The 20,567-nt window shown below is 49.3% G+C and carries 15 protein-coding genes; 6 read left to right on the forward strand and 9 right to left on the reverse strand.

What is annotated here, in order from left to right:
* Positions 1-88: 88 nt before the first annotated feature.
* The 3 genes from AACQ84_RS06495 to AACQ84_RS06505 all read right to left on the reverse strand — a co-directional run bounded on the left by AACQ84_RS06495 (position 89) and on the right by AACQ84_RS06505 (position 4,068).
* Positions 89-1,915: a ribonuclease J gene (locus AACQ84_RS06495; RefSeq protein ID WP_012306893.1), complete on the reverse strand. Its 1,827-nt coding sequence runs from the start codon at positions 1,913-1,915 to the stop codon at positions 89-91.
* Between the two features lie 182 nt (positions 1,916-2,097).
* Positions 2,098-2,988 carry a 4-hydroxy-tetrahydrodipicolinate synthase gene (dapA, locus tag AACQ84_RS06500; RefSeq protein WP_012306894.1) on the reverse strand — a complete coding sequence of 297 codons (891 nt, stop codon included), beginning with the start codon at positions 2,986-2,988 and terminating at the stop codon, positions 2,098-2,100.
* A 36-nt stretch (positions 2,989-3,024) separates the two neighbouring features.
* The gene (locus AACQ84_RS06505) at positions 3,025-4,068 is read right to left on the reverse strand and encodes an aspartate-semialdehyde dehydrogenase (RefSeq protein WP_012306895.1); all 1,044 of its coding nucleotides are present in this window, start codon (positions 4,066-4,068) and stop codon (positions 3,025-3,027) included.
* Positions 4,069-4,481: 413 nt separating this feature from the next.
* On the opposite strand from AACQ84_RS06505, the gene tig reads away from it, so the two are divergent.
* Positions 4,482-5,846 carry a trigger factor gene (tig, locus tag AACQ84_RS06510; protein WP_012306896.1) on the forward strand — a complete coding sequence of 455 codons (1,365 nt, stop codon included), beginning with the start codon at positions 4,482-4,484 and terminating at the stop codon, positions 5,844-5,846.
* A gap of 105 nt (positions 5,847-5,951) precedes the next feature.
* On the opposite strand, the gene map is transcribed toward tig, so the two are convergent.
* Positions 5,952-6,722, reverse strand: a complete 771-nt coding sequence (gene map / locus AACQ84_RS06515) for a type I methionyl aminopeptidase (protein WP_030006497.1) — start codon at positions 6,720-6,722, stop codon at positions 5,952-5,954.
* 327 nt (positions 6,723-7,049) lie between these two features.
* Between map and ilvC the strand changes: the two genes are divergently transcribed.
* Positions 7,050-8,045 (forward strand): ketol-acid reductoisomerase, encoded by a 996-nt coding sequence (ilvC, locus tag AACQ84_RS06520; RefSeq protein WP_012306898.1) that lies wholly within the window; start codon positions 7,050-7,052, stop codon positions 8,043-8,045.
* An 83-nt stretch (positions 8,046-8,128) separates the two neighbouring features.
* On the opposite strand, the gene AACQ84_RS06525 is transcribed toward ilvC, so the two are convergent.
* Positions 8,129-8,953, reverse strand: coding sequence for a class I SAM-dependent methyltransferase (locus AACQ84_RS06525; protein ID WP_012306899.1), 825 nt, complete (start codon positions 8,951-8,953; stop codon positions 8,129-8,131).
* 188 nt (positions 8,954-9,141) lie between these two features.
* Between AACQ84_RS06525 and polA the strand changes: the two genes are divergently transcribed.
* Together polA and bioF are read left to right on the forward strand one after the other, a co-directional pair.
* The gene (gene polA / locus AACQ84_RS06530) at positions 9,142-12,063 is read left to right on the forward strand and encodes a DNA polymerase I (RefSeq protein ID WP_012306900.1); all 2,922 of its coding nucleotides are present in this window, start codon (positions 9,142-9,144) and stop codon (positions 12,061-12,063) included.
* A 2-nt stretch (positions 12,064-12,065) separates the two neighbouring features.
* The gene (gene bioF, locus AACQ84_RS06535; RefSeq protein ID WP_012306901.1) at positions 12,066-13,253 is read left to right on the forward strand and encodes an 8-amino-7-oxononanoate synthase; all 1,188 of its coding nucleotides are present in this window, start codon (positions 12,066-12,068) and stop codon (positions 13,251-13,253) included.
* Here bioF and AACQ84_RS06540 read toward each other — a convergent pair.
* Positions 13,250-14,089 (reverse strand): hypothetical protein, encoded by an 840-nt coding sequence (locus AACQ84_RS06540; RefSeq protein ID WP_012306902.1) that lies wholly within the window; start codon positions 14,087-14,089, stop codon positions 13,250-13,252. The two genes, bioF and AACQ84_RS06540, sit on opposite strands and share 4 nt — an antisense overlap.
* A 102-nt stretch (positions 14,090-14,191) precedes the next feature.
* Positions 14,192-15,415, reverse strand: a complete 1,224-nt coding sequence (locus AACQ84_RS06545) for a hypothetical protein (RefSeq protein ID WP_041443454.1) — start codon at positions 15,413-15,415, stop codon at positions 14,192-14,194.
* A gap of 52 nt (positions 15,416-15,467) precedes the next feature.
* On the opposite strand from AACQ84_RS06545, the gene AACQ84_RS06550 reads away from it, so the two are divergent.
* Both AACQ84_RS06550 and AACQ84_RS06555 read left to right on the forward strand, forming a co-directional pair.
* Positions 15,468-15,908 carry an acyl-CoA thioesterase gene (locus AACQ84_RS06550; protein WP_012306904.1) on the forward strand — a complete coding sequence of 147 codons (441 nt, stop codon included), beginning with the start codon at positions 15,468-15,470 and terminating at the stop codon, positions 15,906-15,908.
* A gap of 123 nt (positions 15,909-16,031) precedes the next feature.
* Positions 16,032-16,370 carry a P-II family nitrogen regulator gene (locus AACQ84_RS06555; RefSeq protein ID WP_012306905.1) on the forward strand — a complete coding sequence of 113 codons (339 nt, stop codon included), beginning with the start codon at positions 16,032-16,034 and terminating at the stop codon, positions 16,368-16,370.
* Between the two features lie 85 nt (positions 16,371-16,455).
* Here AACQ84_RS06555 and AACQ84_RS06560 read toward each other — a convergent pair whose 3' ends face one another.
* Positions 16,456-16,920, reverse strand: a complete 465-nt coding sequence (locus tag AACQ84_RS06560; RefSeq protein ID WP_012306906.1) for a plastocyanin/azurin family copper-binding protein — start codon at positions 16,918-16,920, stop codon at positions 16,456-16,458.
* A gap of 48 nt (positions 16,921-16,968) precedes the next feature.
* On the reverse strand, positions 16,969-20,457 hold the full coding sequence (gene mfd / locus AACQ84_RS06565; RefSeq protein ID WP_012306907.1) for a transcription-repair coupling factor: 3,489 nt from the start codon (positions 20,455-20,457) through the stop codon (positions 16,969-16,971).
* Positions 20,458-20,567 lie beyond the last annotated feature (110 nt).

Consider the following 20,567-nt stretch of genomic DNA (forward strand, 5'->3'; position numbering starts at 1 on the left):
GGGAGTCATTATGGCTCCCTTTCGTGTATTTCTCTGAATTCAAATGCTTACAAGAGACTTAGAGTAGATCCCAAATCCTTTTCCTACATTAGGAAGCAAGGGATGCTGTGGGACGACGACGACGGCGCTGGGTTCTAACGGCAGTCTGTTCGCTGACCTGCATCAAAAAGACCACGAGGGGTTCCCCTTGTAATTCTCGACGGGCAAGGCGTTGTAGGGATGCTTCAATCTCTAGGCGAATGTCAGTCCAGTCAATGTCTTCGTTGCTGCGCTTGCCATGTTCTTTGTACTCTGCGAGGCGGTCTTCCAACACATTTTCGACATTCCGCTGGATTAACTGGTGGAGTAACTTATTGTTCGCTGCGGTAACCACACCCCGGAGATGAATTTCTGGTGGCGCAATTAGATTACCGTCTTGGGCGATCGCCACGGCCACCGTAATCACCCCTTCCTCGGCCAACTGTTGCCGTTCCTGGAGTACCGAATCATGGACAATACCAGAACGGTCTACTAATTCAATTCCCGAAGGCACTTTCCCGGTAACACCAATGGAATTTTCTGTGAGTTCCACAATGTCACCGTTATCGATAATCACAATATTTTCTTCCGGTACCCCCATCGATTGGGCCGTTTGGGCGTGCTTCACCAACATCCGGTGTTCCCCGTGGAACGGAATAAAGAACTTCGGCTTCGTCAAGGCCAACATCAACTTGTGATCATCTTGGGCGCCGTGACCAGAAACGTGGATTCCTTCCCCTTTACCGTAGATGACTTTCGCGCCGCGCATCATCAGACGATCAATGGTATTGACCACGGCGATCGTATTCCCAGGGATCGGATTGGCCGAAAAGACCACCGTATCCCCTTCCTTAATTTTGATGTGGCGGTGGGCATCGTGGGAGATCCGTGTCATGGCCGATAAGGTCTCACCTTGGGAGCCCGTTGTCAGGATCAAAACATCCTCATCCTTCATGCTTTTCAGCTGCCGCAGGGGAATAAACAGCTCATCCAAACATTTCATGTAGCCTAAATTGCGGGCATGGGAAATGACGTTTAGCATGGAACGGCCCACCACAGCCACCTTACGATTGTGTTTTTGCGCCAGTTCTAAAATAATGCTGACCCGGTGGACAGAAGAGGCAAAGGTCGTCACAAAGAGTCGTCCTTGGGCCTGACCAAAGATTCTGTCTAAATTCGGCTTCACTGAGGCTTCCGAAGGGGTGCGACCGGGAACTTCGGCGTTCGTCGAATCACTTAAAAGACAGAGAACACCTTTTTCGCCATGCTCAGCGAGCCGCTGAAAATCAAACTGTTCACCGTCAACAGGGGTAAAGTCTACTTTGAAGTCCCCTGTGTGAATGATCACCCCAATGGGCGTGTGGATCGCCACGGTAAAGCTATCGGCAATGGAGTGAGTATTGCGGATGTATTCTACGAGGAAATTTTTACCAATACGCACCATGTCCCGTGGCATGACGCTGTGGAGTTTGGTGCGATCGCTTACGCCTGCTTCATCTAGTTTGTCGGACAACAGAGACATAGCTAGGCGGGGGCCATAGATGACGGGAATATCAAACTGCTTGAGGTGATGGGAAATACCACCAATGTGATCTTCGTGGCCGTGGGTGACAATCATCCCCTTAATTTTGTGGCGGTTTTCCCGGAGATAGGTTGTGTCTGGCAGAACAATATTGACCCCATGCATCCCATCCGTCGGAAAGGCTAGGCCCGCATCGAGCAGCACGATTTCATCGTCATACTCAAAAACACAGGTGTTTTTACCAATTTCATGGAGACCACCCAGGGGAATAATTTTAATACTGTCCTGGGGGTTGAGATTTTCTGGCTTTGTCGTTTGTTTTTGGCTGGTGCGGGTTCTTCTACGGGTTGTGGGTTGGGGTTTGCTCTTGTTCATAAAACTCCTTAGATTTGCTTGTGGTTAAAACTAGAGAAAAGGTTGAAATAGAAAACTTTTAGGCTGGTATTTGAAGACCAACGGCTAGATATGACCAGCGAGCAACAGGGTGCTGGTAATTGGCGCAATACTGTTCAGTTGTCAAAAGCCGTGGCAGTGGGACGTTCGCCGAATGCTTCGTTTTAGAGGAGGGACAAATCCTTCAACACCTGGGTGAGTTGTTTTGTGCGATCAGGGCTGAGGGGACAGAGGGGCGGACGAAAGCTACCTAAACGCCATCCCTGAAGAATGAGAGCGGTTTTCACGGGGAGGGGGTTGGTATCACAGAATAGGACACGGAATAGGGGGAAAAGCTTCAAGTGGAGGGCGATCGCCTCTTGGGTACGGCCAGCAAGAAAGGCTTGGATCATCGCCTGCATCTGCGGCCCGACAAGGTGACTGGCCACGCTCACAACGCCCTGGGCTCCTACACTCATCAAAGGTAGAGTTAGACTATCATCCCCTGAGTAAATTTCAAAGGTAGAATCTACACCACAACGAATTTGGGCGGCCTGGTCGAGGTTACCGCTGGCTTCTTTGATGGCCACGATGTTGTCCACGGTGGCGAGGCGAATCACGGTTTCGGGCAACAGATTACAACTGGTGCGCCCCGGCACGTTGTAAAGCATCAATGGGATATCAGGGCAGGCCTCGGCGATCGCCTTGAAATGCTGATAAAGTCCTTCTTGGGGGGGCTTATTGTAATAGGGAACAACTTGCAGCGAACCGTCCAAGTTCAGTTTAGCGGCTTTTTGGGTGGCGGCGATCGCCTCACTGGTGGAATTAGAACCCGTACCCGCGATTACCTTAGCCCGTCCAGTGGCAGCATTTTGCACAGCCCGGAATAGCTCATACTCCTCATCCCAAGTCAGGGTGGGCGATTCTCCGGTGGTGCCGCAGACAACAAGGGCGTCACTCCCCTGGTCAATGAAATGGGCCGCTAATTTTTCCGCCATCGCGTAATCCACCTGCCCCTCTTCCGTAAAGGGGGTCACCATTGCGGTGATCACTCGACCAAATCTTGTACTTGTCATAAACGAATCGACACAACACACATAAATCTTACTGGACTAGACCGCCGTTGCGATCGCCGCTGGTTGGAGCCAATCTTTTTCCCAAAGCAGTTCCGCAATCTGGACGGCATTAAGGGCTGCTCCTTTCCGAATCTGATCGCCACAGAGCCACAATTCCAGGCCATTGTCTTGGGAAATATCCCGGCGAATACGACCCACCAGCACCGGATCTTTCCCCGTTGCATCCATGGGCATCGGGAAATAATTGTTTTCCCAATCCTCTACTACGGTAACACCAGGGGCCGTGGTGAGGATGTCTTTGGCTTGGGCTGGCTCGAAGGGCTGCGCAAACTCTAGGTTAACCGCTTCAGAATGGGCCCGCAGCACCGGCACCCGGACACAGGTAGCACTAATCCGCAGGTCAGGCGTCCCAAAGATCTTCCGGGTTTCGTTCACCATTTTCATCTCCTCTTGGCAATAGCCCGCGTCATCGATGGGGGTATTGTGGGGAAAAAGATTAAAGGCGAGGGGATAGGGGAAAGATTCTGTGGGGGGTTCTTCACCCGCCAAGATCGCCTGGGTTTGCTGCTTGACTTCTTCCATGGCCCTGGCCCCGGCACCACTGGCAGATTGATAGGTAGAAACCACAATCCGCTGGATGGGTTGTACTTGATGGAGGGGATAAATTGCCACCCCCATGAGAATGGTTGTGCAGTTGGGGTTCGCGATGATGCCCTGGTGTTGTTGGGCTGCCGCTGGATTAATTTCTGGCACCACGAGGGGCACATCAGGATCCATGCGGAAGGCGCTGGAGTTGTCGATCATCACGGCACCGGCTTCGACGATCGCCTTGGCCCATTTTTTCGAAGTGCTTCCCCCGGCGGAGGCGAGGACAATATCGATCCCTTCAAAGGCTTCTGGGCTGACGGCTTCGACGGTAATGGGTTGGCCTTTAAAGGTGAGGGTTTTCCCGGCAGAACGGGGCGAGGCCAAAAGTTTTAGGTTGTTTAGGGGGAAATCCCGTTCTTCTAACAACTGTAAGAGTTCTGCGCCAACGGCTCCGGTAGCACCAAGAATGGCGACATTGACTAATTTTGACAAAGAATAAACCTCCTAATGACTTTGGGTTAAGGGTAATGAAATTAAAAAGTAAAAATCTGGTTGGGGCGATCGCCTAGGGGGAATTTTTCACTGTGGCGGGGCTGGCTTGATCACCCCAGAGGCGAGGGTTTGGCTAGGATAAGCAGGGCCACTTTTGTCGTTCTGTGCTGGGGCATCCCTTTCGCAAGACTTTGTATATCGAAGCTCTAATTATACTATTATCAGATAGGTTAACCCCTCGTAAAAACGCAATAGACCGACCCAAACATATTCTGGGTAATCCTGCGTTTGGGTTACTGACCTTAGGATATCATGGAGCGCTCAATTCAGACCCCTAAAGGGGCGATCGCCAACGAACAGAACTATCCTAAGACCCTTAGTTGTAACTTATATATTAGAACCTTTAAACATCGATGAAAGTTATCCAGGAAAAGCTTCCTGCCAGCCAAGTTGGGCTAGAAATCGAAGTCCCCGCTGACGTCACCCAAAAAGCCTATGATGACACAGTGCGGAAACTCGCCCGTACCGTGAACCTCCCCGGTTTCCGGAAAGGTAAAGTTCCCAAGCAGATTTTGATCCAACGGTTAGGCCCCAATCGCATTAAGGCGTCTGTCCTTGAGGATTTGATCGACGACAGCTTAAAAGCGGCGATCGCCCAAGAAAACATTGAGGCCCTAGGAAATTTCCAGCTCAAATCTTCCTTCGATGACCTGATCAGCGCCTACAAACCCGGTGAAGCCTCCAGTTTCAAGGCCGCCGTGGATGTCCCCGCCACCGTCACCCTCAACAGCTACAAAGGCCTCAGCTTCAAGGCCGAAAAGAGTGAATATGATCCGGCGGATCTCGATGAATTTCTCACCCAGAAACAACGCGAACTGGCTACCCTTGTCCCCGTCGAAGACCGGGCTGCCCAAATGGGAGATGTGGCGATCGCCGATTACGAAGGTCGCTATGTAAACGACGCTGGCGAAGAAGAAGAGGACATTATCCCCGGCACCCAAGCCGAAGACTTTTCCCTCGACCTCGAAGAAGGCAAATTTATCCCAGGCTTTGTGGATGGTTTTGTCGGCATGAAACCCGAAGAAACCAAGAAATTCACCGTTACCTTCCCCGAAGACTACGGCAACGAAGAAATGGCCGGGAAACAAGTCTCCTTCACCGTCACCCTCAAGGAACTCAAGAGCCGCGAACTACCGGAACTCGATGATGAGTTTGCCAGCGAAGCCACCAACGAAGAATTTGAAACCCTCGCGGCTTGGCAAGAAAGTCTAGAAGCCCAACTAAAAGAAAACGCTGAAATCAGCACCAAAAACAGCGTGCGTCGTTATCTGCTAGAACAACTCGCTGCCAATAACAGCACCGAACTGCCAGAAGTGAGCGTCAACGAAGAAATTACCGCAGTCCTCACCCAGCAGATGATGGAATTCAGCCGCATGGGCATCGATGTGAATCGCATTTTTACCAAGGATATGATTCCTAAACTGCGAGAAACGGCTCGCCCAGAAGCAGAACAACGGCTCAGCAACTCCTTGATTCTCACGGAAATTGCTAAGGTCGAGAAGATCGAAATTGATACCGACAAATTCAACGAGCGCCTAGAGGAAGCTAAGGCAGAACTCCAGGAAGGCTTTGATGAAGAGCGTCTCCAGGAAGCCATCAAAGAAGAGTTGACCATTGATGCAACCCTCGATTGGCTCGAAGAGCAGTCTGAGATCGAATTTGTCCCTGCCGGAACTCTCGAAGCAGAAGAGGCTGAGGCAGCAAACGGAGAAGAATAGAGCTTTAGACGCTTATGTTTAAACTCTAAAACTAATTGCGAAAAGACCCCACTTGGGGTCTTTTTTGTTGGTATCTCAGGTTTTCAAGCTATCCCATCACACCCTTTATGCCGACAGGGTTAAAATTTCTGGCCCTTCTGGGGTGATCGCAATCGTATGTTCAAACTGGGCCGAGAGCTTACCGTCCTTGGTCACCGCCGTCCAACCATCACCGAGTAGCTGGCTCTCATAGGTGCCTTCATTGATCATTGGTTCAATGGTAAAAACCATCCCCGGACGAATTTTGGTACCCTTACCGCGTTTACCGTAGTGGGGAACCTGGGGCTCTGTGTGGAAGACATTACTAATGCCATGACCGACAAAATCACGCACGACTGAATAGCCTTGGGATTCGGCATATTCTTGGATCGCCGCCCCAATATCACCGATGCGACCGTTGGGTTGAGCTGCTTCAATGCCGATGTACAGACATTTTTCCGTTACTTCGACTAATTTTTTAACCCTGGGTGCTGGGGTGCCCACAAAAAAAGTCCGAGACGTATCACCATGGTAGCCATCGAGAATGGGGGTCACATCGATATTGATGATGTCGCCGTCTTTGAGGACTTTTTTCTTACTGGGAATGCCGTGACAAATTACTTCATTGACACTGGTACAAATAGATTTTGGGTAAGGGTTACTCTTGCCATAACCGAGGGGGGCGCTTTTTGCACCGTGTTTTTGGGTCCATTCCTCCGCTGCATCGTTCAATTCGAGGGTCGTCACTCCCGGTTTAACCAGAGGCTCTAGGTAATCAAGGAGTTGCGCCGCTAGCCGTCCCGCATTGCGCATTTTTTCAATTTCTCGTTTTGATAGCAGAACGATGCCTTTACCCATGGGAGTTTATTGCTTGTAAGACCAACAGAATTATCAGAGGTTTATTGTAACAGCCCTAAAAGCCTTCGGCGAATCATTGCTGCGCCTGTCAAGTCCCCAGGGAGGGCGACTGAGACCCTCGGCGATCGCCAAAATTGCGACGCAATGATCAGCAGAGTTTGCCGAAATCAAAGATGTCGGTTGGCTGTTTTTCCTATAAGTGATTAAAAATTTCTGAGGAGCCTGCCCAGCAAAAGTTCAGTTGACAACAATCTCCTATAATACGAAGTCTGCAGTATGCATTAACACATATTCTTAACTTTGTAATTTCCGTCGGAGAATTGTCCTATGGCTCGCATGTATTATGATGCGGACGCAAACTTAGATCTGTTAAACGGCAAAACCGTTGCCATCATCGGCTATGGTTCCCAGGGCCATGCCCATGCCCTCAACCTCAAAGACAGTGGGATTAACGTCGTTATCGGCCTATATGCCGGAAGTAAGTCCACAGCCAAAGCCGAAGCAGAAGGTCTAAAGGTTTTACCTGTTGCGGAAGCAGCAAAAGTGGCGGACTGGATCATGATTTTGTTACCCGACGATGTCCAAAAATCTGTCTACACCAAAGATATTCTCCCCAACCTCCAAGCGGGCAATGTACTTTCCTTTGCTCACGGCTTCAATATCAACTTCGGCCAAATCGTTCCCCCCGCTGATGTAGACGTTGTAATGGTTGCCCCTAAAGGCCCTGGTCACCTCGTGCGTCGTACCTATGAACAAGGTCAAGGGGTGCCCGCATTATTCGCAGTTTACCAAGACGCCACAGGTCAAGCCCGTGATTTGGCGATGGCCTATGCGAAAGGCATCGGCGGTACTCGCGGTGGCATCCTTGAAACCACGTTCCGAGAAGAAACGGAGACTGATCTATTCGGTGAACAGGCAGTTCTCTGTGGTGGTCTGAGTGCTCTGATTAAAGCTGGTTTTGAAACCCTCGTCGAAGCGGGTTACCAGCCGGAGTTGGCTTACTTTGAGTGTCTCCATGAAGTGAAGCTCATTGTTGACCTCGTTGTGGAAGGTGGTCTGGCGAAAATGCGGGATAGCATTTCTACCACCGCTGAGTATGGTGATTATGTCAGTGGGCCACGGGTGATCACTGCTGAAACCAAAGCCGCAATGAAGGAAATTCTGACCGAAATCCAAACGGGTGAGTTTGCACGAAATTTCATCCTCGAAAATCAGTCGGGTCAAGCGCAATTTACGGCTATTCGTCGCCGTGAAGCAGAACATCCCATTGAAGTTGTGGGTAAGGATCTGCGGGCAATGTTTAGCTGGTTGAAGGAAAGCTAATCGAGAAATTAGATTGATTTAATATTTAATAACAATATTAAGTTAAACCGATTAGGTGAGAGTCAGTGATTCTCACCTTTTTTTTAACTGGGCGGTTTCACTTGGGCAATGTGGGCAGCGCAAATATATTGGGTGGGAATCGTCTGAATTTTTCGAGCTTGAAAGACAGCCTTTAGTTCATCAAAGAGCTGCCTGCGAACTGTGGGATCTAGGGCAATGTAGGGAGAAAGAGTTGTGAGTAATTTGAGGTAATCGTTGGGGGAATAATCTTTGGTTTCAATGACCTGGGTTAGTTCTAAGTTTTGAAAACAATTTGAATCAAGCAAACCCTGGCTGATGTTCTTGAGATTTTGTTCCTGGACAGCGATATTTTCAAAGCTGGCAAAGCTGGGCATATATTTTTCATAGAGAGGCAAGAGATCCTGAAAAATGGTGGGATCCGGTTGGGGAACGGTATTCCAAAGCAGAAGTATGTTCCCCTGGGGCTTGAGTAAGTTGGCGATCGCCTGGCATCTGGTGTCTGGTTGTAGCCAGTGAAAAGAAGTACTGGCAAGGATAGTATCGAATTTTTCTGGGGTCGGTTGCCATTCCTCAAAGGTGGTATTAATAATTTGAATTGGGTAATTTTGAAAACGTTGGGCGGCAAATTCACAGGCTCGTGGGTTCGGCTCTAGACAGATTAATGAAAAACCCCGTTGGGCAAAATGTTGCGTTGCATTGCCTGGGCCGCTGCCAATTTCTAGAATGACACTTTCCGGCTTGATTTTTCCGCAGATTAAATCAATAATTTCCGGCATATAGGGGGCACGATATTGGTCATAGGCCTGGGTTGCCTCTGCATACCAATGTTGACGTGCTTCGATGGGTTGAGCATAAATTTTTTGAAAAAAGGCGTCAAAATTTTTCATATTTTAAAAGCTTAAAAGAACAGTATTTTCGGTTATTTAATATTAGTTATTTTCTTGATGATTAAAATTAAGGAAGTAAAAAACCAACCTCCTTTTTACAATAAAACAAATCCCTGGGGTGATGAAATGGCGGGATTATGGGAAGATCATCATAGTCGATTGCTCTTTGAATTGTTCCGTAAGTATTAATGACAACGCCGCTGCTGCTCCTAATTGATGGTCACTCCCTCGCCTTTCGCTGCTACTACGCCTTTGCCAAGTCTAGACAAGGGGCGCTGCGGACTTCAACGGGCATTCCGACGAGTATTTGCTTTGGCTTTCTCAATGCCCTTGTGCAGGTGATCGAACGCCAAAAACCCGATGCGGTGGCGATCGCCTTTGACCGACCTGAACCCACCTTTCGCCACACCGCCGACGAGAACTACAAGGCCCAACGTAAGCCTGCCCCAGACGATTTCCGGCCCGATTTTGAAAATCTCCTCGACCTGCTCGATAGCTTAAATGTGTCCCGGGTGACTGCCGTGGGTTACGAAGCCGATGATGTGCTTGCGACCCTCGCCCGACAAGCCAGTGAAGCGGGCCAACAGGTAAAAATTTTGACAGGCGATCGCGATCTTTTTCAGTTGGTAGACCCTGACAAAAAAATCAGCATTCTTTACCTCGATACCAAGGGCGTCAAAAGCGGTAGCTATGAAGAATTTACTCCGGAACTCGTCGAAGCAAAATTAGGTGTAAAACCAGAGCAAGTCGTAGATTTTAAAGCCCTGGCTGGCGATTCATCTGATAACTATAAAGGCGTCCAGGGCATTGGTGAGAAAACTGCCATTAAGCTCATCCATGAATTTGGCAGTTTAGATAATATTTATGCCAACCTCGATAATATTAAAGGCGCCACTAAAAAACGCCTAGAAACAGACAAAGACGCTGCCTATCATTGTCAAAAATTAGCAAAAATTGCCCAGGATGCGCCCCTTGATATTCTCTTAAATGAGCTTCATTTAACTGGCTTTAATCTAGAGCAAGCAATCGGGATTTTAACGAAATTAGAACTCAAAAAATTTATTCAAGATATTGGTAGAATCCAGCAAATTTTTGGCGCAGAAACGATTGAAATTCCCACCCTAGAATCTGTCCAGTCCAATAATACAATCGTTGACGAAGCAGGTAACGCACAATTATCTATTTTTGCCCCCTCAGATCCCGACCAAAATCAAGCCCAGACGCCCCCAACTGCAACTATCTCGCCGATCCAGCCACTGATTATTGACACCGCAGAGAAGCTCACTGAGTTAATCGATCAACTCAAAACCCAAACTGATGTCAATCACCCCGTGGCCTGGGATACAGAAACTACCGGTTTAGATCCCCGGGAAGTCGATCTCGTGGGTATTGGGTGCTGTTGGGGGAGAGACCCAGGCAATATTGCCTACATTCCCATTGCTCACCATAACGGAAACCAACTAGAAAAAACGCAAATTTTTCAGGCTCTAAAACCGATTTTGGAAACAGAAAAATATCCAAAAGTTTTTCAAAATGCGAAGTTTGACCGCGCTATTTTTGCCCACCAGGGAATCAGCCTAGCTGGGGTAGTGTTCGATACGATGTTAGCAAGTTATGTTTTACATCCAGAGATGAAACATAATTTAACGGATTTGAGCCTACGTTATCTGGGAAATATCATTGCTAAAAGCTATAAAGATTTAGGGTTAACCAAAAAACAAACCATTGCAGATTTAGAGATTTCCGTTGCGGCAGAATACTGCGGCTTAGATGTTTATACAACTTATTTAGTCTGCCAAAAATTAAAAGTCGAGCTTAAAGATTACCCCGATTTAGAAAAACTTCTAGAAAAAGTTGAAACGCCCCTGGAACCAGTACTCTGTGCCATGGAAAATACAGGTATTCGCATTGATCAAGACTATCTTCAACAATTAGCCGAAGAATTGGGGGCTGACTTAACAGACCTAGAAATCAAAGCTTACAACGCAGCAGATGAACGATTTAATCTCAATTCCCCCAAACAATTAGGAGAAATCCTTTTTGAAAAGTTGGGTTTAAACACAAAGAAAACACGAAAAACCAAAACAGGCTATTCAACAAACCATGCTGTCCTCGAAAAATTACAAGGGGATCATCCGATCATTGATTACATTCTTGAATATCGTACCCTTGCAAAATTAAAATCCACCTATATTGATGCTTTGCCGACCCTCGTTAGCCCAAAAACCGATAGAATTCATACAGATTTCAATCAAACTTTGACCAGTACAGGGCGACTTTCTTCATCGAACCCCAATTTGCAAAATATTCCGGTACGCACTGAATTTTCCCAACGGATTCGGCGGGCATTTATCCCTAAGGAAAACTGGGTACTTGTCGCGGCAGATTATTCACAAATTGAACTCAGAATCCTGACCCACTTAAGTCAAGAACCCATTTTATTACAGGCCTACCAAGCCGGAGAAGATGTCCACCGGGTCACAGCACAGATGATCTTTGATCGGGACTCACCCCAGGCAGTGACTGCCGCAGAACGACGGATTGGTAAGATTATCAATTTTGGCGTGATCTATGGGATGGGTGCCCAGCGGTTTGCCCGGGAAGCGGGCGTTTCTAAGGAAGAAGGACGGGCTTTTATTGACCGCTACCATGAACGCTATGCTAAGGTTTTTGAGTATTTAGAACTGGTTAAAAAGCAGGCGATCGCCCAGGGTTATGTGAGTACAATTTTGCAGCGACGGCGCAACTTTGACTTTATCAGTAACTGTTTAATTGAACTAAAAGGCAGCGACCCCAAAGCGATTGATTTAGATAGCCTCGATTATGCCTACAACGATGCCCAATTATTACGGGCAGCAGCTAATGCACCGATCCAGGGTTCCAGTGCCGATATTATCAAAGTGGCGATGATCCAAATTCACGAATTATTAAAGGATTATCAGGCTCGTTTGTTACTCCAAGTTCACGATGAATTGGTTTTTGAAATGCCCCCAGAAGAATGGGAAGAATTAGGCTCTAAAATTAAAACCACAATGGAGCAAGCGGTACCTTTATCTATTCCTTTAGTGGTTGATATTCACTGCGGTAAAAATTGGCTCGATGCGAAGTAACAATGGCGAATTCTGATCCTATTTATGGCTGGCTAGAGACCGCTTTGGCCACTATCAAAAAAGCAAATTGGTATCGACAACCGAAAACAATCACCAGTCAATCGGGGGCGACGGTCACCTTAAATGGTCAATCGGTGGTTAATTTTGCCAGCAATGACTATCTGGGTTTAGCGGGCGATCGCCGCTTAATTGATGCTGCCATAGCGGCCACCGAGGCGCTGGGGACAGGGAGTACAGGCTCTCGGCTCACCAGTGGCCACCGACAACTCCACCAGGATTTGGAGCAGGCGATCGCCAATCTCAAACAAACCGAAGATGCCCTAGTATTTAGCTCCGGTTACCTAGCCAACTTCGGCACCATTAGCGCCATTACTAACAAAAAAGACCTGATTTTAGGAGATCAATACAACCATTCGAGTTTAAAAAATGGGGCAAAATTAAGCGGCGCGACGGTGTTGGAATATGACCACAATGATTTAGACGCATTACGTCAGCTTCTCGAAACCCATCGGCAAAACTACCGCCGTTGCCTGATCACCACCGATAGCGTTTTTAGTATGGATGGCGATCTCTGTTTACTGCCCGAACTGTTGGCGATCGCCAAGGAATTTTCCACCATGCTACTCGTGGACGAAGCCCACGGGACTGGGGTTTTGGGCCAAAAAGGTGCCGGAGTCGTGGAACATTTTCACTGTACCCAGCAACCGCTTATCCAAGTGGGCACCCTCAGCAAAGCCCTGGGCAGTCTCGGCGGCTATGTAGCGGGCAGCAAAGCCTTAATTGATTTTCTCCGTAACCGTGCTTCGACTTGGATTTACACCACCGGACTCTCCCCAGCGGATACGGCGGCCGCCCTCGCCGCGATTCATATTTTGCAGGAGGAACCCCAACGGCGGCAGCAACTCTGGGAAAACATTCGTCAGTTAAAAAGCGCCCTTGGGAACCATGAATTGGTGCCTTCTGAGTCGGCGGTGCTTTGTTTTGGTCTCGCTAATCCGCAGCAAGCACTAGCCATGGGCGATCGCCTTTTGGCCACAGGTTTCTTTGCCCCTGCCATTCGCCCGCCAACAGTTCCTACCAGCCGCATTCGCGTGTCGGTGATGGCGACCCATAGCCCCCAACAGATCCAAGGATTTATCGAAATATTCCAGCGGTGCTTTGCGGAATTTTCTGGGTCATCGAATCTTTAATTTTCCTCAATTTGGAAAGCCTCTTTTTCCGCCTCTAGGATCTCCGGCGGCACCTGAAAGCGGGGTCTGCCATTTTCATCAATGCGAACAATGACTCCCATCGCCTCTAGCTCGGCGATCGCCCGTCTCTGGGTTTCCACATCCCGCGCCTGCCCCAAAATCGACGACCAAGCCGTTACCCGCGCCATAATACTACGGGGATCCCGTTCCAAAAAGGCAACACTGGCCTCAGAGCGTTGTTGGGCATTTTGACTTTCGGGGTCATCATAGTAGGCCGCCCAGGCCGCCGCCGTTTTATAGGATTGAATGGCGGCGGGGATATCACCCAGGAAAAGATGCTCGTCAATGGCTTTCATGCGCCAGAGATAAAAACTTTGATCCGGGACAGTGGGGGTCATCTCGGCCAGGCCACGATTTAACAACTCGACGGTGCGGTCTGGGGTACCAGCGTAGAGGGAACTACTCCCCGATAGATAGTAATAGCCTTCCTTAAACCAAGGGTCTAAATCGACGATGACCTCAAAATAATCCGTACTGAGGCGATAATCCCCCAATTTTCGCGCCTCATCATCCCCAAAGTATTGTAAAAATCGCAGAAAAATCCAGTCGGAAACTAAATTGTCGTAACCGTAGGTGGGCAGTTGTTGCCACAGGTCTAAACTGGCCGCTTCCGTTTGTGCCTGACGCTCGACAATTTCTGGGGTTAAGTCGGTGGCTTGCTTCAAATTATTGAGACGGAACTGTTGCAGGGTAATAATTGCGGCTCCAGAAGCCAATGCTAACGCGCCTAGCCCTAGACTTTTTAGTCCTTTACCCACAAGTGCGATCGCCACCATAATCCGAGAGTGCTAAGGTTTTTGACAACACTCCAATTTTAGCTTGCTGGGCTACCGATCCTGATGACATTTGCTTGTCGCAGTGCCGTTGACTGGTTTTGTTTATTTCCTAAGCTGATTTAGTTTTTTAAAGAGTTGGCTGGCCGTATGTTCAACCCAAGCCAAAAGGTGATCCAGCGCTTTTAAAAGTCGCTCCAAAAAATGTTGCTCGTAACCAACGCTGAGGGCCTCCGCTTCTATCCACTCCGGTTTCGCCTCAATCTCCGTCGCATTGGGGGGGGCATCCGGCTGGGTGAGGCTCTGGGTCTGGGATTTGACCGTGGCGATCGCCCCCGATTCAGGGCGAGAAATTGGTAGGTCTAAAGTTGTGATCAATGGCGGCAGTGGACTCAGTTGAGCCTGAAGCGAATTAAGATTAGCTTGATCAATGGCCGCGGCAGATTTTGTTTTGGCTTGGAAGAGGTCGGCCCAGGTTAGCCAGGGCTTGGGGGTGACAACGGGGTCAGGGGCCGTGATGGTACTGGTGGCGGGTTGAATCTTAAACCAGTTGCGAAAAAAACGTTGCAGGGGTGGTAAGGCTTCGACGGGCATCGTGGGCGCCAGAACCCGCTGTTCTAACTGGGCTAGCCGTTGATCTAGGGGCTTAAGCACTGGGGCGAGGGGCAACGGGGGTAAAAGCTGGGGCGAATAAATTTCGGGAGGAACCACCGCCGTGTGCCAATGGGATTCGCCGAAGAGATCAATGGCGATCGCCACCGGACTTTGTTCAAGCCAACTTAAACCCTGCATCAACCAACGTACCGGAGCTAGCAGCCGGGGATTATGGTGATGCACGGGCGGGAGAATCCGAGGATTTGGGGTTTGGCTCACGAGATCCTGCTGTCTTTTTTGATAGTTAACGCTGCCGAGGTGAAAACTGATTTGTCGCTGTAATTCTGTTTGGGATTGTTGAGGTTCAACGGTGTGATTGTCTTGATCGACAAATAAAATGTCCTGGGTTTTGAGGTCGCAGGCAATGCCTTGGAGGGGGGGCTGAGTTGTACCGTCACCTCCAGAAATGCTGAGGGGAAAATCCGATGTTTGGGTCGCTGCCTCCGCGAGGGCAAGGCGTTTGCGTTCTGTTTGGGCGGCGGCAATTTGACGCACCGCAACGCGGCTGGTTTGCACCAGTAGATACAGCGGATACAGAGCGATTTGGCTACCCCACTCCACCGTAATTTTAAGGCGGCGGGCGGCCTGGGTCAGTCGGCTTCCCCACTGGATCGATTGACGATTGAGAAAGTTAAAGAGTTTACTTTGGTAGGGGCCTGGAGCAGACATCGTCATTTTTGCGGCACAACGCTTTTATTGTCCCATAGAGATTTCGGAATCGAAGTTTATGGCTTACGCTTATCGACGAACCATCCATTTGGCGGATACTGATGCCGCCGGGGTGGTCTACTTTGCCCAGCTTCTCCATATTTGCCACGAGGCCTATGAAATATGTCTCATAGGGAACGGTATGGATTGGTCTGGGTTACTCCGGGAGGGAACCGTTGCCCTGCCCATTGTCCATAGTGCCATCGATTTTTTGCGGCCAATCACCTGGGGCGATCGCCTAGACATTCAGCTTTACCCAGAACTTGAAAATTCTCGCCAATTTAAGATTTCTTACCGGATTTTTAAGGAAAATCAAGACTCCCCCCCAGAATCGCCCCTGGCCACAGCCCTTACCCGCCACGTGGCGATCAATCCTAGAACTCGTCAGCGTTGTAGCCTACCTCCGGTAGTCGAAACATGGTTAAGGAATGCACCGAAAATCGAGGACAGCAAAATTTAGCCTGTACAATTGTCTTGAATCTAACGATATCTTTTTACCTGTGATGCTAAAACAAGGTAGCTCACGCACTTAATTCATTATTTTTCATTATTTTCAGACTATTTAAGAGGAGTCATCACTTCAATGAAAAAAGTAGAAGCCATTATTCGCCCCTTCAAACTCGATGAAGTCAAAATCGCCCTCGTCAATGCAGGCATCGTCGGCATGACCGTTTCTGAAGTTCGCGGTTTCGGTCGCCAAAAAGGACAAACAGAAAGATATCGCGGTTCTGAGTACACCGTTGAATTCCTCCAAAAGCTCAAGATTGAGATTGTCATCGATGATGATCAAGTAGATGCAGTCGTTGACAAAATTGTTGCGGCGGCCCGGACTGGGGAAATCGGCGACGGGAAAATCTTTATTTCTCCTGTGGATCAAATTGTGCGGATCCGGACTGGCGAAAAAGACCTCGAAGCTGTCTAAAATCGCCCCTGGTGCTCAGTTAAGTTTTTTTAAAATTGTCCACAACTATCCCCCACAGCTCCCTCTTGATTTGAGGGAGTTTTTTTTACGAATCAGCAATGACTTGAATGGTGCCAACCATCCCCGCTGCGGCATGGCCAGGGACAGAACAATGCAGTTCAAATTTGCCTGTCTTTTGGGGAATCAAAATCCATTCGGCGATCGCCCCTGGCTTGAGTTCGAGTTCGTGGATCGCCCCTTTTACTTCCACCTTGCCCGCTTCGACTTTTTGAGTCCAACTGGTATCGGCAAAATCCTTGGCCGTGAAGTAGTGTTTTTGATTGCTGGGATTATCGAGGAGTAATTTGTAGCGTTGGCCAGCGACAAATTCCAACTGGTCAGGGACAAATCGTAGGGCGCCACTGGTTGTACCCAGATGGATCTGCATTTCCTGGAGGGGCTGTTGGGCAGGAACGGGTAAGGCGATCGCCGCTGGGGTCAGACAAAACCAGATTAATCCGAGTAACACCAGCGCTCTACAGCCATGGATGAAGTATTTATGAAATACCATTGATTTTCTCCATTGCGCTTGAAAATTTAGCTTTCTTTGATAGTTCCGTTATACCCTGGCTTCCTCTAACACCCCCTGCATTCTGCCGAGCCACTCGATAAGACTATCCAACTGTTGCTGAGGTTTCATCGCCCCCAAACCCCGCACCGTCACTTTTTTAGAGGTGTACACAAAGCGGGACTGGAGATGGGACGGCAACTTTTCGGCGAAGCGCTGCCAGGCGGGTTCCTCCATGGGCGTTTCTAGGACGATATTTTGTTTGCCTTCGGGTTTGATGCGCGCAAAACCAAGGGATTTGGCAATCATTTTTAGCTCAATGACCTGGAGCAGTTGCTCGACCGAGGGGGGTAATTTGCCGTAGCGATCGCCCCAATCGGCAGCAATTTGCATCAGTTCCAGTTTAGAGTTGGCCTGGGTAATCAGACGATAGGCATCGAGCTTTTGGTCGCCATCGGTGATGTAGTTGCTCGGAATAAAGGCCGTGAGTCTTAGATCCACCTGACAGTCATCCACCTGGGGAATTTCCTGGCCGCGAATTTCACTGATGCAATCCTGGAGCATCTCCATGTACAGATCAAAGCCAATGGCCTCCATTTGCCCGGACTGCTCTGCCCCAAGGAGATTTCCCACGCCGCGAATTTCCATATCCCGCATCGCCAATTGATAACCAGAACCCAGTTGACTAAATTCCTGCAAGGCGCGCAATCGTTTCCGGGCTTTTTCGGTCAGTTCCCCTTTGCTCGGATAAAGGAGCCACGCGTGGGCCTGGATCCCGGAGCGTCCCACCCGACCCCGCAGTTGATAGAGCTGGGAGAGGCCAAATTTTTGGGCATCTTCGACGATAATCGTGTTCACCCTGGGAATATCTAAGCCAGACTCCACAATGGTCGTACAGAGAAGAATATCCGCCTCGCCATTATTAAAGGTCAACATCGTCGTTTCGAGGTCGGCTTCGTTCATCTGACCGTGGGCGATCGCCACCCGCGCCGAGGGAATCATTTCTTGTAATTGGGTGGCAATGGTTTCGATTCCTTCGACACGGGGCACCACATAGAAAATTTGTCCGCCCCGATCTAATTCATTGCGAATCGCAGTGCGAATAATTTCAGGGTTATGGCGGGACACATGGGTTTGGATCGGGCGACGGGAGGGCGGTGGCGTGGTGATCAGGCTCATTTCCCGAATGCCGGACAGGGACATGTATAGAGTGCGCGGAATCGGGGTGGCGGACAACGTCAAAACATCAACCTTCGTTTTGAGAGCCTTAATTTTTTCCTTTTGATTCACCCCAAAGCGTTGTTCTTCATCGACCACAAGCAAACCTAAATCCTTAAATTGCACGTCTTTGCCGAGGAGTTGTTGGGTGCCGACTACAATGTCTAATTCGCCCTTGTGGAGCCGCTCCAAAATGTCCTTGCGTTCGGAGGCGGTGCGGAAGCGGTTTAAAAGGCCAATATTGATCGGGTAGGGAGAAAAGCGTTCTTTTAAAGTGTGGTAATGCTGTTGGGTCAAAATTGTGGTCGGTGCCAAGAGAGCCACCTGTTTATGGCCGCCAGTCACCACTTTAAAAATGGCCCGGATCGCCACCTCTGTTTTCCCAAATCCCACATCGCCACAAACGAGCCGATCCATTGGGCGATCGCTTTCGAGATCCCGCTTAATATCCTGGACGGCCTTCAGTTGGTCTGGGGTTGCTTGGTACGGGAAAGAATCCTCCATTTCCTGTTGCCAGGGGGCATCGCTTGGGTAGGTTATTCCCTTCATTTCTGCCCGTTGGGCATAGATTTTTAAGAGGTCAACGGCCAGCTTTTTAACGGACTTTCTGACCTTGGCCTTGGTTTTTTCCCAGGTTTTACCGCCCATGCGGTGGAGTTCCGGACGCCCCTTGGCAGTGTGGCGATAGCGGGACAGGGTATCTAAAGAATCTGCGGGAATTCTCAAAATTCCATCGGCATATTTGAGAACTAAATATTCTCGACTTTGCAGGGTTTCAATTTTGATAAAACGACCAATACCGTGGCTTTTGTGGACAATATAATCACCGGGATTGAGCTTATTAACGTCAACGGTTTTTGAGGCGGCCCGGCGACGTTTTCTGATGTAACCAAAGGTGGTGAGGGCGTGTTGGCCATAGAATTCTCGGTCGGTAACAACGGCAATTCTAAAGGTGGGTAGAATAAAACCTTCGAGTTCTGCCTGGCCTTTGTACTTAAGGGCGATCGCCGTGCCTTGGCGTTGGTGCTTTTCGATGGCGGGATAATCCCTGGGGTTGGGGATGAACTGGGCGGCGCAGTCATGTTCCTGGAGTAAGGACACAGAGCGTGAGGGTTGGGCCGAGACCAGCCAAGCATTGTATTTATCGAGGGTAATGGTGCTGTAGATTTCCCGTTTACCCCGCAAAATTTCTGCTAATTTACCAAACTGGTGCGGTGTAATGGGCACCGGACGGCTGGACAAGTTGACACTGGTTTCACTGACATCATCAAGTTCTGCCAGAGTGATTTTTTGATACCGTTGGCTGACTTGGTCGAAATTTTCTTGCACCCTGCGGTGGATTTTCGGCAAGGGAAAGTCGCCATTGAGTAACTGCCACTGGGCCTCGCTGGTTTCGTAGGTGCGATCGCCATGGGCCAGACATTGGGAGAGTTCATCGATGGCCACCAAGGTATTTTCGGGTAAATATTCCAAAATCGAGGCCACCTGATCCGCAAAGGCGATCCCCAAAAAGCGTTGCATTCCCTCCGGGTAAACACCATCCGCCCATTGTTCTTTTTCCTCTGGGGTTAAGGGGAGATCCGCCGGATCAAGGATCTGTTGACCAATTAAAGGAGCCCAGGCCGTGGGGGTCAAAACCAGTTGGTCTACTTTATCGAGGGAACGCTGGCTGTTGGGGTCAAACTCCCGGATGCTTTCGAGCTGATCACCGAAAAAATCTAAGCGGATCGGTAACTCCCCCGACACCGGAAAAATATCAACAATATCTCCCCGACGAGTCCATTGGCCTTCGGTTTCGACAATATTTACCCGCTCATAACCCAGGCGCGTTAACTGGGTGGCGATCGCCCCGGCGTGATCGAGTTCTTCTCCCGGCGTTAAGGTCAAACAATAATCTTGGAAAACCGTTTGGGGTGGCAGATGGGGCTGGAGAGCGCGCTCCGTTGTCACCACGACCATGCCCTTACCAACATTAGACGACTGACCCTGGGCGATCGCCCCTAGGGTTTGCATCTGCCCCCAGATCATTTCTGACTCTGGATCAAAGGCCTCGTAGGGGGACGCTTCCGAGGTGGGATAAAACAAGACCTGCCCCCAACCCATGGCCTCTAATTGGGCCGCCCAACGTCCGGCTTCCTCTAGGGTGGCACAAACTACTAATAAATTTTTCTCCTGCAACTGCGCCAAACTTGAGGCCAGCAGCCCTTTGGGGAGTCTTGGCAGGCCACTTAATGCGAGTTCCCCTTGGGTCTGGAGCTTTTGGTTTAATTCTGCGGTGAGGGCAGCGCGGCTCAAAAAACGGACAACCGAAGAAAAAGTCATAGGTAATGGCGACGGTGACAGGAAGCGTTTAGGGGTTCATTAAATGTATTACAGTTCTTTACGGGGCCGCAAAATCAATAAAAAAACCAATAAAAGATTACGGCGATCGC

The organism is Picosynechococcus sp. PCC 7002, assembly GCF_963860125.1.
Classification (GTDB): Bacteria; Cyanobacteriota; Cyanobacteriia; order Cyanobacteriales; family MRBY01; genus MRBY01.